This window comes from Streptomyces sp. NBC_00385 (assembly GCF_035917155.1).
Taxonomy (GTDB): Bacteria; Actinomycetota; Actinomycetes; order Streptomycetales; family Streptomycetaceae; genus Streptomyces; species Streptomyces poriferorum.
Window position 1 is genome coordinate 2,711,681 of the sequence record NZ_CP107951.1, and the last position, 14,912, is coordinate 2,726,592.

15 protein-coding genes and 1 pseudogene are annotated in these 14,912 nt (G+C 71.9%); 7 read left to right on the plus strand and 9 right to left on the minus strand.

Features of this window, described 5'->3' with window-relative positions; translation table 11 throughout:
* Positions 1–74 precede the first annotated feature (74 nt).
* From OG959_RS11700 to OG959_RS11725, 6 genes and pseudogenes are all read right to left on the minus strand, one after another.
* Entirely contained in the window at positions 75–1,874 is a 1,800-nt protein-coding gene (locus OG959_RS11700; RefSeq protein WP_326666338.1) for a glycosyltransferase, read from the minus strand.
* A gap of 190 nt (positions 1,875–2,064) precedes the next feature.
* Positions 2,065–3,693 (minus strand): ABC transporter ATP-binding protein, encoded by a 1,629-nt coding sequence (locus tag OG959_RS11705; protein WP_326658087.1) that lies wholly within the window; start codon positions 3,691–3,693, stop codon positions 2,065–2,067.
* Positions 3,690–3,887, minus strand: a pseudogene (locus tag OG959_RS11710) (ABC transporter permease subunit); the annotation flags it as partial. The pseudogene OG959_RS11710 and the gene OG959_RS11705, both read right to left, overlap by 4 nt.
* A 227-nt stretch (positions 3,888–4,114) precedes the next feature.
* Positions 4,115–4,210, minus strand: coding sequence for an Ms4533A family Cys-rich leader peptide (locus OG959_RS11715; RefSeq protein WP_326658088.1), 96 nt, complete (start codon positions 4,208–4,210; stop codon positions 4,115–4,117).
* Positions 4,211–4,356: 146 nt separating this feature from the next.
* Positions 4,357–5,778, minus strand: coding sequence for a DUF3152 domain-containing protein (locus OG959_RS11720; protein ID WP_326658089.1), 1,422 nt, complete (start codon positions 5,776–5,778; stop codon positions 4,357–4,359).
* Entirely contained in the window at positions 5,763–6,728 is a 966-nt protein-coding gene (locus OG959_RS11725) for an alpha/beta fold hydrolase (protein ID WP_326658090.1), read from the minus strand. Before OG959_RS11725 ends, OG959_RS11720 begins: the two co-directional genes overlap by 16 nt.
* Positions 6,729–6,838: 110 nt before the next feature.
* On the opposite strand from OG959_RS11725, the gene OG959_RS11730 reads away from it, so the two are divergent.
* From OG959_RS11730 to OG959_RS11745, 4 genes are all read left to right on the plus strand, one after another.
* Positions 6,839–7,054, plus strand: coding sequence for a hypothetical protein (locus tag OG959_RS11730; protein ID WP_326658091.1), 216 nt, complete (start codon positions 6,839–6,841; stop codon positions 7,052–7,054).
* A gap of 168 nt (positions 7,055–7,222) precedes the next feature.
* Positions 7,223–7,864 (plus strand): TetR/AcrR family transcriptional regulator, encoded by a 642-nt coding sequence (locus OG959_RS11735; RefSeq protein WP_136329491.1) that lies wholly within the window; start codon positions 7,223–7,225, stop codon positions 7,862–7,864.
* A gap of 132 nt (positions 7,865–7,996) precedes the next feature.
* Positions 7,997–8,224: a DUF3107 domain-containing protein gene (locus OG959_RS11740; RefSeq protein ID WP_024490505.1), complete on the plus strand. Its 228-nt coding sequence runs from the start codon at positions 7,997–7,999 to the stop codon at positions 8,222–8,224.
* Positions 8,225–8,456: 232 nt separating this feature from the next.
* On the plus strand, positions 8,457–8,726 hold the full coding sequence (locus OG959_RS11745) for a hypothetical protein (RefSeq protein ID WP_326658092.1): 270 nt from the start codon (positions 8,457–8,459) through the stop codon (positions 8,724–8,726).
* A gap of 16 nt (positions 8,727–8,742) precedes the next feature.
* Here OG959_RS11745 and OG959_RS11750 read toward each other — a convergent pair whose 3' ends face one another.
* The gene (locus tag OG959_RS11750; RefSeq protein ID WP_219572781.1) at positions 8,743–9,477 is read right to left on the minus strand and encodes a ferritin-like fold-containing protein; all 735 of its coding nucleotides are present in this window, start codon (positions 9,475–9,477) and stop codon (positions 8,743–8,745) included.
* Between the two features lie 475 nt (positions 9,478–9,952).
* Here OG959_RS11750 and OG959_RS11755 point away from each other — a divergent pair, with 475 nt between their 5' ends.
* A complete protein-coding gene (locus OG959_RS11755) occupies positions 9,953–11,881 on the plus strand; it encodes a DEAD/DEAH box helicase (RefSeq protein ID WP_326658093.1) in 1,929 nt (642 codons plus the stop codon).
* 101 nt (positions 11,882–11,982) lie between these two features.
* The gene (locus tag OG959_RS11760) at positions 11,983–12,828 is read left to right on the plus strand and encodes an alpha/beta fold hydrolase (protein ID WP_326658094.1); all 846 of its coding nucleotides are present in this window, start codon (positions 11,983–11,985) and stop codon (positions 12,826–12,828) included.
* Positions 12,829–12,869: 41 nt separating this feature from the next.
* On the opposite strand, the gene OG959_RS11765 is transcribed toward OG959_RS11760, so the two are convergent.
* Positions 12,870–13,757 carry an NYN domain-containing protein gene (locus OG959_RS11765; protein WP_219572778.1) on the minus strand — a complete coding sequence of 296 codons (888 nt, stop codon included), beginning with the start codon at positions 13,755–13,757 and terminating at the stop codon, positions 12,870–12,872.
* Positions 13,758–13,980: 223 nt separating this feature from the next.
* Here OG959_RS11765 and OG959_RS11770 point away from each other — a divergent pair, with 223 nt between their 5' ends.
* Positions 13,981–14,133 carry a hypothetical protein gene (locus OG959_RS11770; RefSeq protein ID WP_167359504.1) on the plus strand — a complete coding sequence of 51 codons (153 nt, stop codon included), beginning with the start codon at positions 13,981–13,983 and terminating at the stop codon, positions 14,131–14,133.
* Between the two features lie 95 nt (positions 14,134–14,228).
* On the opposite strand, the gene OG959_RS11775 is transcribed toward OG959_RS11770, so the two are convergent.
* A complete protein-coding gene (locus tag OG959_RS11775; protein ID WP_326658095.1) occupies positions 14,229–14,834 on the minus strand; it encodes a MarC family protein in 606 nt (201 codons plus the stop codon).
* Positions 14,835–14,912 lie beyond the last annotated feature (78 nt).

Sequence of the window (14,912 nt, forward strand, 5' to 3'; positions counted from 1 at the left end):
GCTTGTCGCCGGGTGCGGCGGACGCACCGGCGGGTCCCGGTCGGTCGGTACGGCCCGGCGCGGCCGCCTCCTGGTCACACATCGCCGTCCCCCGCGCCGCACGCGCCCGCGCCGACTCCCTGCACGGCCCAGCTGGGCGTCCGCCCGGCCGGACCCGGAGCAGGTTCGTCGCCCGGCTCCGGCCACAGGCCGAGGACGTGGGCCTCCGGCGGAGTGTCGAAGGGCCGGGGACCACCGGTGGCCGGTGCGGGCGCCCTGCGTACCGGCGCCTGCGAGATCAGCTCCAGGTAAATGCCGCGAAATGCCGCGAGGTTCTGTTCGACGGTGAAGAGTTCGAGCGCCCGGGCACGCGCCGCGGCTCCCAGGCGCGCACGGCGCTCGGGGTCGCGTAGCAGCGCCACGCAGGCGTCGGCGAGCGCCCGGGGGTTGCGCGGCGGCACCACGAGCCCCGTTCCGCCGATGACCTCGACGACCGCGCCGACGTCCGTAGACACCGTCGCCCGGCCGCAGAACATCGCCTCGACCAGGCTGATCGGGAAGCCCTCGACCACGCTGGAGAGCACCACCACGCCGCCCGCCGCGTACGCCTGGGCGAGATCGGGGACCTCGGCCCCGCCGATGTCCTCGAAGGAGACGGGGCTGTCACCGACGGCGTGCGCGTCCACGGCCTCGTCGGGGAAGAGCTGGTCGGCGAGCGCCCGGCAGTGGGCGAGATAGGAGGCGCCCTCCGGCCCCTGGGCCGCCGCGCCGATGATCCGCAGCCGGGCGTCGGGTTCGGCCCTGCGCACCTCGGCGAAGGCGTGCAGCAGGGCGATCAGGTCCTTGGCCGGCTCGATCCGGCCGACCCAGACCAGTGTGTCGGGGCCTCCGTCGTCCTCGCTCTCACCGAGCACCGCGAAGCGGCCGGACTCCATGCCGGGGTAGACCGTGCGCACCTTGGCGGGTTCGGCGCCGCAGCGCTCCTGCCAGCGGCGGGCATGGGTGTTGCCCGGGGTGATGAGCGCGGCCTGCCGGTACACCTCGGTGGCGAGCTGCCCGTGGAAGTTCGCGAGCAGCGCGCGTACCGGCGCACTCACCGGCGTACCGGAGTCCGCGAGGTAGTGCGCGCGCAACTGCACGGCGTGCTCGGTGACGAGCAGCGGCACCCCGAAGAAGCGCTTGGCCAGCAGTCCCGGCAGCGCGGCGGCGCCGCCGGACGCGGCGTGGCAGAGGTCGACGGCGCCGAGGCTCTCCTCGTCGTACCAGTCCAGGGAGAGCGGGCGCAGCGCCCGGTCGAGCTCGGCCGCGAAGGCGAGGAGATCGGGAACGGTGGCGGTCTGGACGGTGCGTCCGGTGCCGGGTGCGCGGCAGGCGGCCTCCAGGATCCGTACCGCGGTCTCGGAGCGCAGGGCGGCGGGGAGCCCACCGTGCTCGCAGGCCAGTTCGGCGAGTCCGTAGAGGCCCTCGGTGAACTGCGCGCCCCCGAGCCGCGGGTCGGCGGACCGCGGGCCCGCGTCCCCGTCCTCCCGCGCGCCTCCGGAGGCGCCCCCCACGCACACCGCGTTGGCGAGCGCCGTGAAGTGGGTGATGAAGCGGCGGCGTTCGCGCCGCCCGTACGTCCGCGCGCCCCCACCGGTCAGCAGGCGCGGGATCAGCCCCCGGGGGGCGTGGAGGCCGAGGGCGTCCTCGTCGGCGGTCCACAGGGGCGCGGTCCGCACCCGGCTGACCTGGGGCGGGAGCTGGACCCAGCCCTGCGCCTCCTGCTCGGCGCTGCGGCTGAGCGCGAAGAGATCGAACTCGTGCTGCGCGATCCCGCGCACCAGACGGTCGCACCAGAGTCTGGACTCACCGGACGCATACGGATAACCACCGTCGGTGAGCAGTCCGATCCGCACGAGCACACCCCCGATCTCCCTTGTGAGCGGCCGCCGTTGGATCGGCGACTCGCAGCGGGACGACCGTAAGCGGATACGCCGGTGGCGCGACGGACGGTTGTCCGTCGCACCACCGAAAGGGGTGAACCGTCGTAACTTTCCCGCCCCGGTAGCGTTCTGTCGCGCTATAGAGGCAGTCGGTGACACAGGGTCAGGCTGCGGCCAGCTCCTTGCGGGCTGCGCGGCGTACCGCCGCGAGCGCCGGATCGAGGGCGGGAACGGCCGCCAGCAACTGCTTCGTGTACGGATCCGCGGGGTCGCCGTAGACCCGCTCCACCGGTCCCTCCTCGACGATCCGGCCCCGCCGCATGACGGCGACACGGTCGCTGACCTGCCGTACCACGGCGAGGTCGTGGGCGATGAGGACGAGGGCGAGTCCCAGTTCCTGCTGGAGCTCCGCCAGCAGGGCGGTCACCTGGGCCTGGGTCGTCACGTCGAGCGCGGAGACCGCCTCGTCGCAGACGATGAGCTCCGGCTCGGCGGCCAGGGCCCGCGCGATCCCGACCCGTTGGCGCTGTCCGCCGCTGAACTCGTGCGGATAGCGGCCGTACTGCTCCGGGTCGAGCCCGACACGCCTCAGCAGATCCCGTACGCGCGCCCTGATCGCGCTCTCGTCGCGCTCCCCGCGCGCCCGCAGCGGGTCGGCGACCGACTCGCCGACGGAACGGCGCGGGTTGAGCGAGGAGACCGGGTCCTGGAAGACCATCTGCACGCGTGCCGCCCGGCCGATCCGGCCGGATGTGGGTTCCAGCAGACCGACGAGCATCCGTCCGAGGGTGGTCTTGCCGCTGCCGCTCTCGCCGACGATGCCGAGCGTCTCGCCGCGGCGGACCGTGAGCGAGACCCCGTCGACCGCGGCCGGGGCGGACTTCCCGCGGCCGGAGACCTGGCGTACGTCCGCGGCCTCGATCAGCACCTCGGCCTCCGCGCCGGTCCTCTCCGGCTCCGCCGTCCGCGCCACGGGCACGAGCCTCGGGGCCTCGGCCACCGGCTCCGCCGTCCGCGCCGCCGGAGCGATCCTCGGCACCGCCGCCAGCAGCGCCTTCGTGTACGGCTCGCGGGGCGCGCCGAGCACCTCGGCCACCGGTCCGCGTTCCACGGCGAGGCCCGACCGCACGAGCACGTCGTCGACCGACTCGGCCGCCACGCCCACGTCATGGGTGACCAGGAGCAGCCCCATGCCCGTCTCGCGGCGCAGATCGTGCAGCAGGTCGAGGATCTGGGCCTGGACGGTGACGTCGAGCGCGGTCGTCGGCTCGTCGGCGATCAGCAGTTCCGGTTCGCAGGCGAGCGCCATCGCGATCAGCGCCCGCTGGCGCATCCCGCCGGAGAACTCGTGCGGCCGGGACCGGGAGCGGCGTACCGCGTCGGGGATCCCGACCCGGTCCAGCACCTCCACGGCCCGGGCCCGCGCCGCCCGCCGGGTGACGCGGTGGTGGACCCGGTACACCTGGGCGATCTGGTCGCCGACCGCGTAGTAGGGGTCCAGCGAGGACAGCGGGTCCTGGAACACCATCGCGGCCTTCGCCCCGCGCAGCGCGCGCAGTTCGGCGTCACCGGCCGCCCGGACGTCCACGCCGGCGACCCGTATCGAGCCGCCGACCTTCGCCCCGGTCCCCCGGTGCAGCCCGAGCAGGGCGTACGCGGAGGCGCTCTTGCCCGAGCCGGACTCGCCGACGACGCCGAGCGCGCCGCCCGCCTCCAGCGAGAAGGACAGTCCGCGCACCGCGTGCACGTCGCCGAACGAGATCGAGAGATCGGTGACCTCGACCGGACTCATGACAGCACCACCCGTCGGTCGGCCATCGCCTGGAGGACGTCCGCGACGGCATTGGCGAGGACGACGAAGAATCCGGTGACGAGCACCAGACCGACGACGACCGGGAGGTCCACCTGCTTGACGGCCTCGACGAGTTCGCGGCCGACGCCGGGGATCCCGAAGAGGGACTCGGTGAGCACCGCGCCGCCGAACATCGGAGGATGACCTCTCGGAGTACTGCCTGGATGAGGGAAACAGAAAGTGATTCCGCGCAGGCGACGACGGGAGAGGTGTGCACACGACCGGTCGGGACAGGTGAAGGTGACCGGAACACGGGAACTGCCGCGCCTGCGGACGGAGTACGCCCGGGCGCGGCAGTCGGGGAAGGGCGGTCCGGGCCATCAGGGCTCGGACGGGGGGCCGACGTGCGCGCGGGCAGGCGTCAGCAACAGTCGATGTCGGCGACGCTGTGCCCGGTCACGCCGATGAGCGCGAGCTCGATGGCTGCGCGATCGGTGGCGACGGGGGTGCGTGACATGCCGAGAAAAATGGGCGACGGCCTGCCCGATGTCAACGCGATATGAGACGGTCGTCTCGCCATTCGGACGGAACCTTCGGAGGGCGCCATCCCGGCCGGTCGTGGCGGGGGTGCCGGGCCGGCCCCGGCAGCACCCCTCACGGAACTCAACCCTTCGGGTACACCCAGGCGTTGGGGAGGCACTTGATGCCGTTGAGGTCGAGCGACTTGGTCTGCTGCTGCATCACCGGAGCGAGGGCACCCTTCGTGCCGCAGCTCACATGGTTGTGCCCCAACCGGTGGCCGACCTCGTGGTTGATCAGCATCTGGCGGTAGGCGAAGAGCTTGTCCGGCCCGAAGGTGGACGAACCCTGGGCCCAGCGGTAGGCGTTGATCATCACGCGCTCGGTGGCGGCGGAGTCACAGGAGACGTTGTCCTCCATCGTGTCCAGCCCCGACTTCTCGCACCATTCACCCGTGGTCCCCGGGCTGGCCAGCGTGATCACGAAATCCGGCGTCCCGGTGGAAATCCGTTCGAAGGTCATATCGCCGTCGTGGGCCCAGCTCCGGTCGTCGTTCAGAGTTTTCTGGACCGCCTGGGCGAAGAGCGCCGAGTCCAGTCCGAGCCCGTCCTCGACATCGATCCGGTACCGGTACTTCTGTCCCTTGCCCGGAGCCTTCGCCGTCCCGGCGACCGTCCGGAACTTCCCCGATGCGGTGAGCTTCGCAGCCAGCGGATACGCCTTGGCCATTTTCTGCTCGTACGAAAGAGGCTTGACCGCCACCTCGGGCCTGGGCGTCGTCCGTACGTCCGAGCGCGAGGCGTCGCTCTCGCCGTCCCGGTCCACGCCCGCGGGCTGCGCGGCGGCGGACCGGCTGCCGTTGTCGTGGGCCACCTGGCCCGCTACGACCACCGCGAGCACGGTCGTCACGGCGGCCGCGGCGATACCGGTGAACGTGCGGCCCTTGCCGCCCTTGGTGCTCTTGGCCTCGTCGCCGGGAGCCGCCGCGCGGTCGTCCGCGTCCGGCGGGTGCTCGTCCCAGTCGGTGACGGAGCGGTACGGATCGGCCGGACCGGAAGGGGTCGCGGCCGGACGGCGGGGCGCGGGCGGGGCGGGCGGGCTGTCGAAGGCCTCGACGAACTCGCGCCGCGGCCCCGGTATCAGCGGCCCGGCAGCGGCCTCCTGCGCGTTCCGCGACGCCTGAGGACTCCGCGGCCCCTGCGGGTTCTGCGGCCGTCCGGGCGCCTGGGTCCGGGCGGCCTGGCCGCCGATGCGGCCCGGTCCCGTGCCGTGCGGCGGGGCCGGGCGGTCGCCGTAGCGCCCGAGGGACCCGGTGCCCCAGCCGCCGCCGGGTTCACGCTGTTCGGGATGGCCGCCGCGCACCTGGGGGATGCCCTGGAACGGGGTGTGGCCGTCGGTGCCGGGAGCCGCTTCGCCCGGCCGTCTGCGCCGGCCGTTGCCGGCTGCGGGCAGGGCGTCCTCGCGCCCCGCTTCCGCGTTCGCCTCGGAGGGCCCGCTCTCGGGCGCCCTGGGCGCAGGGCCCTTTCGGCTGTGTCGTCCCACGCCCCGGATCAGCTCCCGCCGCATTCGTCGAGCAGTTCCCGGAACGCCTGGGCGACCGCCTCCGGGTACTCCATCATCGCCACGTGCCCGGCGTCGGGCAGTGTCAGCAGTCGCGCATCGCGGAAGGCCGCGGACGCCCTGCGTGCCATCCGGTACGAGACGAGCCGGTCCCGTCCGCCGTACACGAGCTGGACGGGTGCGAGCACCCGCTCGGCCTGGCGCCACAGCCCGTGCTGCCCGCCCAGTGTGTACGCGTCGACGATGCCACGTGCCGAGCGCGCCATCGCGTCCCAGAAGTACGGCAGCGCCAGCCGCCGCTCCATTTCGGCCACCGCGTGACGGAAGGCGTCGGCGGAGACACGTGCCGGATCGCCGTAACAGAGTGCCATGACTCCGCGGGTGCGTTGTTCCGCGCTCCAGTCCCGGGTCATCCGGGCGAACAGGGACACGACTCCCGGAACGGCGAGCAGTGCCGTCGGGGCGGCCGACAGCTGCACCCGGAGTTCGGGGAGCGCGGGCGAGATCAGGGTGAGGGTGCGCACCAGGTCGGGGCGGACCGCCGCGACCCTGGTCGCCACCGCGCCGCCCAGCGAGTTGCCGAACAGGTGCACGGGGCCGCGCTCCCCGGCGTCGAGGAAGCGGATCACCGCGCGGGCGTGGCCGGTGACCGAGTAGTTGCCGTCGTCCGGCGGCGGGGAGTCCCCGAAGCCCGGCAGGTCGACCGCCTCGCTGTCCAGCACGTCCTGGAGCAGCGGCATCAGCGCCGACCAGTTCTGCGAGGAGCCGCCGAGTCCGTGCACGAAGAGCGCGGGCGGCAGCCCGGTCCGCTCCGGCGGCCGCGAACGGACGGTCAGCGTCAGCCCGGGCAGCGTGACGGAGCGAAGCCTCTCCCCCTCCGCGACTCTGACGGCGCTCACCGTGGGGGCCACCGCTGCGGCGGCGGCACGGACTCCCGGCAGCTCGGTCGAAGACATGCGGCAATGTTACGAGACGATCACACCGTGGTTCATGTGTTCGCCGTCACAGATCGCATGGCGTCTTCGGGGGGTAGCTCCTAGGCTCGGAGGCAAGGAAGGGAGTCACCATGACGGTCGACCCCAGTGACCCGGAGAGCTTCGAGGACGTCCAGCCGGACGATCCCGACCATGAGGCACCCGACGCGGACGCCGCCGAGCAGCACGCGGATCTGCGTCCGGAGGACGACGAACCGCTGACGGACGTCGACCGCGACCGCGCGAACGAGGCGGATGCGGCGGAGCAGGCCCGTGTTGTCCCACAGGATGAGGACGATTACCGCTGATACGCCCCGCTATGCGGCTGGGGGTGCGGAAACTGTGGCTACCGCAGTCGTCCGGTCCGTGAAATTCTGCGTCCGCGCCGCGCATACCAGGGTTACCCAAAAGTACGATGTCGGTATGGCGCAGCGTGCACGGAACTGCTGGGTCCGATCACAATTTTGGGAGGCGGCGTGACAGCCATCGAGCAGACCGAGGCGGCGCGCCCGCGGGGCACTCGTTTGCCCCGCCGCGCCCGACGCAATCAGCTCCTGGGTGCTGCGCAGGAGGTCTTCGTCGCGCAGGGGTACCACTCCGCCGCGATGGACGACATCGCGGAGCGGGCCGGGGTCAGCAAGCCGGTGCTCTACCAGCACTTCCCGGGCAAGCTGGAGCTCTATCTGGCCCTGCTCGACCAGCACTGCGAGTCGCTGCTCCTCGCGGTGCGCACGGCGCTGGCGTCGACGACCGACAACAAGCTGCGCGTGGCCGCGACGATGGACGCCTACTTCGCGTACGTCGAGGACGAGGGCGGCGCGTTCCGGCTGGTCTTCGAGTCGGACCTGACCAATGAGCCCGCTGTACGCGAGCGGGTCGACCGGGTCTCGCTCCAGTGCGCCGAGGCGATCTCGGACGTGATCGCGGGTGACACGGGGCTGTCCAAGGACGAGTCCATGCTGCTCGCGGTCGGGCTGGGCGGGGTGTCCCAGGTGGTCGCCCGCTACTGGCTCTCCAGCCGCTCCGCCATCCCGCGCGACACGGCGGTGCAGCTCCTCACCTCGCTGGCCTGGCGGGGTATCGCGGGCTTCCCCCTGCACGGCCTCGATCAGCACTGAGCGGGGCGGCCGGCTCCGGTGTTCGCTGCGGGCGTTTCCCGCAGCGCCCTGCCCGGTCCCCTCAGCGGGCTAATGTGTGCTGCGTACGGCGCGGTTCACCGCGCAGGGACTGACCGTCGGAGGGACATAGCCGTGGAGGTCAAGATCGGGGTGCAGCACACGCCCCGGGAGATCGTTCTGGAGAGCGGGCTTTCCGCCGAAGAGGTCGAGAGCGCGGTTTCCGAGGCTCTTGCCGGCAAGGCGCAGCTGCTCAGCCTCACGGACGAGAAGGGCCGCAAGGTCCTGGTGCCGGCCGACCGGATCGCCTACGTGGAGATCGGCGAGCCCAGCACACGACGGGTGGGGTTCGGCGCGCTGTAGCAGCACGCCCGGACGCACAGACCGCGGAAGCGGCCCGGTGGGGATTCTCCCCGCCGGGCCGCTTTTCGTCGTGCGCGGGGCGGACCGCCGCACCGGACCCCTGCTCGTCCCGCCGTCGTTCCTGTGCGTCGGCTGAGCGAAGCCTGTCCCCGGGAGGGTTGCCTCGCGGCGCCCGGGGGTAGTACGGCCTACGACCGATTTGCCCGCCCTCCCACCTGCGAGGTGATCGTCTGTGATCTTGGAAACCCTGGGCTCCGTCGTGCTGGGACTCGCCCTGGCCTGGGCGGCCCTGCGCACCCTGTCGCCCCGCCTCCCGTCCCGCCGCGCCGTGCTCGGCACCGGTGCGCTGGGAGCGCTGTTCGGCGCCGGCCTCACCCACTCGGTGCTGGGCCCGGGCCACGCGGCGGCCACGCTGGTGGGCTCGGTGCTGATCTCCGCGGTGACGCTGTCCCTGCTGCTGAGGCCGCGCAGCCGCCGGCCGATCCGGTCGGCGGCGGCCTGACCTCGGCGACAGGCCCCTAGGCGGCCAGCCCCAGGGCGGCCATCCGCTTGGTGTGCGCCTCGGTGATCCGGGAGAACATCCGGCCGACCTCGGCCAGGTCGAATCCGTCAGCCACCCCGCCCACCAGCATCGTCGACAGCGCGTCGCGGTCGGCCACCACCCGCTGCGCCTGCGAGAGCGCCTCGCCCATCAGCCGGCGCGCCCACAGCGCGAGCCGGCCGCCGAGCCTCGGGTCCGCCTCGATCGCGGCGCGCACCTTCTCGACCGCGAAGTTGCCGTGCCCCGTGTCGTCGAGCACGGCGAGGACGAGGGAGCGGGTGTCCGAGTCGAGCCGGGCCGCGACCTCGCGGTAGAAGTCACTGGCGATCGAGTCGCCGACGTAGGCCTTGACCAGGCCCTCCAGCCAGTCCGACGGCGCGGTCTGGCGGTGGAAGTCGTCGAGGGCCTTGGCGAACGGCTCCATGGCGCCGGTCGGCTCCACCTCGATCGCGGTCAGCCGGTCCGTGAGCCGCTCGAAGTGGTGGAATTCCGCGGACGCCATCTTCGCCAGCTCCGCCTTGTCGGCCAGGGTCGGTGCGAGTTTCGCGTCCTCGGCGAGCCGCTCGAAGGCCGCCAGTTCCCCGTAGGCGAGTGCTCCCAGCAGGTCGACGACGGCAGCCCGGTACTGCGGCTCGGCGGACGCGGTGGCCCAGTCCTGGTCGGCGATTCTGGTGGATGCGGGGGCTTCAGTGGCGTTGTCAGGCGTCTCCATGAACCGCAGAATAGCCCGCCCGCCGGGGGGTGGAAGGGTCCGGCCGCCGACTGACGTCACACCGTTCCGATGAATTCGCCCAACACAGATGCGCGAATCCGGGGTACAGTGGTATTGCGCTTACTGAGCATTTTGCAACTGCTCGTTGCGCGAAATTGAATGAGGATGCCCGGTCGGTGGCCCGATCGGCTCCGACCCGACAGCCCTCCACGCGGTGCGTACGACACGTACGACCGCAGATGAGGGGCCCCCTCAGCGGCACGAGCGCTCGAGCGACGGCAGTGGTCCCGCGCCACCCGGCCCATCCACGGCCGGATGACCAACCCCGGCACGGTACGACCCCCTTCGTTCGCCTCGGACCGCGTTTCACAGAAGAGGCAGCACCCTGACTACGTTCCGAGACCTCGGGATCCTTTCCGAGACGGCCGAAGCCCTTGAGGCCGTCGGCATCACGTCCCCCTTCCCCATCCAGGAGATGACGCTCCCCGTAGCGCTCTCCGGCTCCGATGTCATCGGGCAGGCCAAGACCGGCACCGGCAAGACGCTCGGTTTCGGCCTGCCGCTGCTGGAGCGCGTCACCGTCCTCGCGGACGTCGAGGCGGGCCGGGCCCAGCCCGAGAAGCTGACCGACGCCCCCCAGGCGCTGATCGTCGTCCCCACCCGCGAGCTCTGCCAGCAGGTCACCAACGACCTGCAGACCGCCGGCAAGGTGCGTAACGTCCGCGTGCTCGCCATCTACGGCGGCCGGGCGTACGAGCCCCAGGTCGAGGCCCTCAAGAAGGGCGTCGACGTGATCGTCGGCACCCCGGGCCGCCTGCTCGACCTGGCCGGCCAGCGCAAGCTCGACCTGTCGAAGGTCCGCGCCCTCGTCCTCGACGAGGCCGACGAGATGCTCGACCTGGGCTTCCTGCCCGACGTCGAGCGCATCATCACGATGCTGCCCGCGAAGCGCCAGACGATGCTGTTCTCGGCGACCATGCCGGGCGCGGTCATCAGCCTCGCGCGCCGCTACATGTCGCAGCCGACCCACATCAACGCCACGTCGCCCGACGACGAGGGCACGACGGTCAAGAACACCGCGCAGTACGTCTACCGCGCGCACAACATGGACAAGCCCGAGATGGTCTCGCGCATCCTGCAGGCCAACGGCCGCGGACTCGCGATGATCTTCTGCCGCACCAAGCGCACCGCGGCCGACATCGCCGAGCAGCTGGAGAAGCGCGGTTTCGCCTCCGGCGCCGTCCACGGCGACCTCGGCCAGGGCGCCCGTGAGCAGGCGCTGCGCGCCTTCCGCAACGGCAAGGTCGACGTGCTCGTCTGTACCGACGTCGCGGCCCGCGGTATCGATGTCGAGGGTGTCACCCACGTCATCAACTACCAGTCGCCCGAGGACGAGAAGACCTATCTGCACCGGATCGGCCGGACCGGCCGGGCGGGGGCCAAGGGCATCGCGATCACGCTGGTCGACTGGGACGACATCCCGCGCTGGCAGCTGATCAACAAGGCCCTGGACCTGAAGTTCCCGGACCCGCCGGAGACGTACTCCACGTCGCCGCACCTGTACGAGGAGCTCGACATCCCGGCCGGCACCAAGGGTGTCCTGCCGCGTACCGAGCGGACCCGTGCGGGTCTGCGGGCCGAGGAGATCGAGGACCTCGGCGAGACGGGCGGCCGTGGCCGCAAGTCCGCCGCCGCGTCGGCCCCCGCGGTCCGCGAGGAGCGTCCCGCGCGTACGCCGCGTCAGCGTCGTCGCACCCGGGGCGGTTCGAGTGCGGAGGAGGGCGCCGTGACGGTGCCCGCGCCCGCCACGGAGATCGTCGGGGCCCCCGAGGCCACGGACGGCCCGTCCGAGCCGCGCACCCCGCGCCGTCGCCGGCGCAGCCGTGTCGGTGCCGCGGACATCGCCGCCGCTGACGTCGCCGCCGAGGCAGCGGTCGCGGTGGCGGAGGCTCCGGCCGTGGTCATCGACACCGAGCCCGAGGCCGCTCCCGAGCCGAAGAAGCGGACGAGGACCAGGGCCGCCAAGGCCGAGGTCGTGGTCGACGCCGAGCCGGAGGCCGAGGTGGTGGCCGAGGCCAAGCCGCGTCGCCGCCGTGCCCGGGTCGCCAAGCCCGCGGAGGAGGCCGACTTCCAGACCGCCCCCGTGGCCGAGCCCGTGCCCGTCGCCGCGACGGTGACCAAGCCGCGTCGCCGCGCCCGGGTGATCAAGCCCGCCGAGGACGAGGTCGACTTCCAGATCGCGCCCATCGCGGAGCCCGAGCCGGACGCCAGGTCGCGCCGTCGCCCCCGTGCGGCCGCGAAGCCGAAGACGGAGGCCGTGGCGCAGGCACCGGCCGCCGAGGGCGAGGCCAAGCCGCGCCGTCGCCGGGCCCCCCGGGCGGCTGCCGCCAAGTCCGAGGGCTGAGCACGCGTCGAACGATCGCCCGGACGGGCCCGAGGGTTTCCTCGGGCCCGTCCGGCGTTCCACGGCATGACGGACCCCGCCCGCGGCCGTAACCTCGTGCCATGAGCAGGCCACCCACCTTCATCCCGCCGCCCTGCGCCCGCCCCCGCACCCTGCACACCGGGCGCGGGGACTTCGCCGTCCTGGACGCCGGGCCGCGTACGCGACCGCGGGGCACCGTCCTCCTCCTGCCCGGGTTCACCGGCAGCAAGGAGGACTTCATCGCACTGCTGCAACCGCTCGCCGACGCCGGCTACCGAGCCGTCACGGTCGACGGGCGAGGCCAGTACGAGACGGACGGGACGGACCGTCAGGAGACCTACGCCCAGGGCGAGTTGGCCCAGGACGTGCTCGCGCAGACGGCCGCGCTCGGACTCGGCGACGGAGCGGTCGACCTGATCGGCCACTCACTCGGCGGGCAGATCGCGCGCGCTGCCGTGCTGCTGGATCCCGCACCGTTCCGTTCGCTCACCCTGATGTCCTCCGGGCCCGCCGAGGTCATCGAGGCCCAGCAGGTCAAGCTGAAGATCCTCGGTGACGCGCTCGCCACGATGAGCATGGACGACGTCTGGGCCGCCATGCGGGCCCTCGACCCGCCGGCCGAGGCGGAAACGGATGGCGAGGACATGCGGCAGCGCTGGCTGCGCCACCACCCCGCACAGCTGATCGCCACCGGCCGGCAGCTGGCCACCGAGCCGGACCGGGTGGCCGAGCTCGCCGCCACGGGACTGCCGGTCCATGTGATCTCCGGCGAGCGCGACGACGTCTGGCCGGTGCCGCTGCTCGACGCGATGGCGGTACGCCTCGGGGCGCGCCGGACCCGGATCGAGGGCGCCGAGCACTCCCCCAACACGGACCGGCCGGTGCCGACGGCCGCCGCGCTCGTCTCCTTCTGGGACAGCCTCTGAGCGACGGCGAGGACACGGGGGCATTCGGGGGCCGACTTGTGTCAGTACTGCGCCTGGAGGTGCTGCCAGAAGCCGTCACGCAGGGCCCTGCGCAGATGGGCGTGGCCGCGCAGTGAGTGCTGGAGCAGCCGCTCCGCCTCGACCAGCAGATCCTGGTCGACGGAGCCCGGCAGATACGGGTGCCCGGGCAGCAGGTCGGCCAGGGACTCGCGGCCGCGGGCGGAGAGCCAGGTGGCGGCGATCTGCGCACCGACGAAGCGGACGTCCTCGCGCGAGGGCGCCGGACTGTCGTCCTCATAGGTGGTGACGGGACGTCTGGTCACGTACGGGCGGCAGAAGTCGAGGTCGAAGGTGCGCTGGCTGTCGACCTCCCAGAGCAGCGGTTCGGCCTGGTTGCGGCCTTCCCCGGCCTCGATGCCCCACAGATGGACCCGGGCCCCGTATCCCTGCGCCGCCTCGACGGCCGACACCAGGTCCTCGTCGCCGCCGACCAGAGCGGCATCGCTGATGGCGCGGTGCCGGGCGAGGGATTCGAGGTCGGTGCGGATGAGTGAGTCGACGCCCTTCTGCTGGTTGTTGGCGTTGAGGTTGCCCAGCCTGACCTTGACGTCGGGGAGTTCGGCGATGGACTGCTGCTCGACGGTGTGGATCCGGCGCCTGGCCCCGTCGTACCAGTACACGCGCAGCAGTCTGCTGTCCGCGAAGATGGTGCGGGCCTTGTCGATGAACGCCTCGATCAGCCCTTCGGCGTCGAGGTCGAAGGAGCGCCGGTCCTCGGTGCCGGTGACGAGCAGCCCGGCCGCGGCGTACACATACCCCGCGTCCACGAAGATCGCGTGGGTCGACGGCGTCTTCGACACCTCGGCGAGCACCCGCAGGAGCAGTTCGTTGGTGCGGTCCAGACGATCGGCGGTCTCTGCCTCGTTCATGCGGACCTCGTCGCGGAATCCGTCGTCCGCGCATGCTCGGTTACCTGCTGGTACTTAGACATCCAAAAAATTTCCTTAGCGTAGGGAATGATTGCAGGGGGCAAGCCGTTGTACACACCGTGGGGCGCGGGACAGAGATGCCTGTGCGCTCCACATCCTTGCGGACGGGCCACCCGTCCTCCCAGTAGTTCTCCAGCAGGAGGATCAGACGAAGGGAAGCCATATGCGCTTCGAGATCATGCGACTCGACGATGTCGACGGTACCGCCGTGGACAGCACCGTCGTGGACGCCGCCTCCGTCAACCGGATCGTGCAGCAGGCCGCAGCAATCGGCCAGCGCATCTATATCCGCCCGGCCGACACCTCGGCTTCGTAACGCATTGCCGACGTAAACAAAGACGCCGACGCACAAAGACGAAGCGCCCCCGCACGGAAGAACCGTGCGGGGGCGCTGTGGTGTCCGGGGCCCTGTCAGGCGTTCTGGACGACCTGGGTGACGCCGTTGATGATCTGCTGGACGGCGATGGCCGACAGCATCATCCCGGCGAGCCTGGTGACCAGGACGACGCCGCCGTCCTTGATGACCCTGATGATCAGCAGCGAGTAGCGCATGGTCAGCCAGAGCACGACGTGCATGACGATGATCGCCGTCCAGACCGAGACCTGACTGCCGACGGTGTCGGCGTGCTGCACCGCGAGGATCACGGAGACGATCGCTCCTGGCCCGGCGAGCAGCGGCATGCCGAGGGGCACGAGCGCCACGTTGACGTCCTTGGTCTGCGTCGGCTCGTCGGTCTTGCCGGTCAGCAGATCGAGCGCGATCAGCAGCAGGAGCAGTCCGCCCGCGATCATCAGCGCGGGAACGGAGACGTGCAGGTAGTCCAGGATCTGCTGGCCGAGCAGCCCGAAGACGGCGATGACACCGAAGGCGACGGCGACCGCCTGCAGCGCCATCCTGCGCTGCATCCGGGCGGGGCGGCCCGCGGTGAGGGCGAGGAAGATCGGGGTGATTCCCGGCGGATCCATAATCACAAAAAGGGTGAGAAAAAGGGATCCGAAGACAGCGACGTCGAACACAGTGAGCCTTGCGAGGAGAGAGCGGACATGCGTGGGGAGAGGCGCCCCGCGGCCTGCCGGACCGGCTGCCGTGACGTG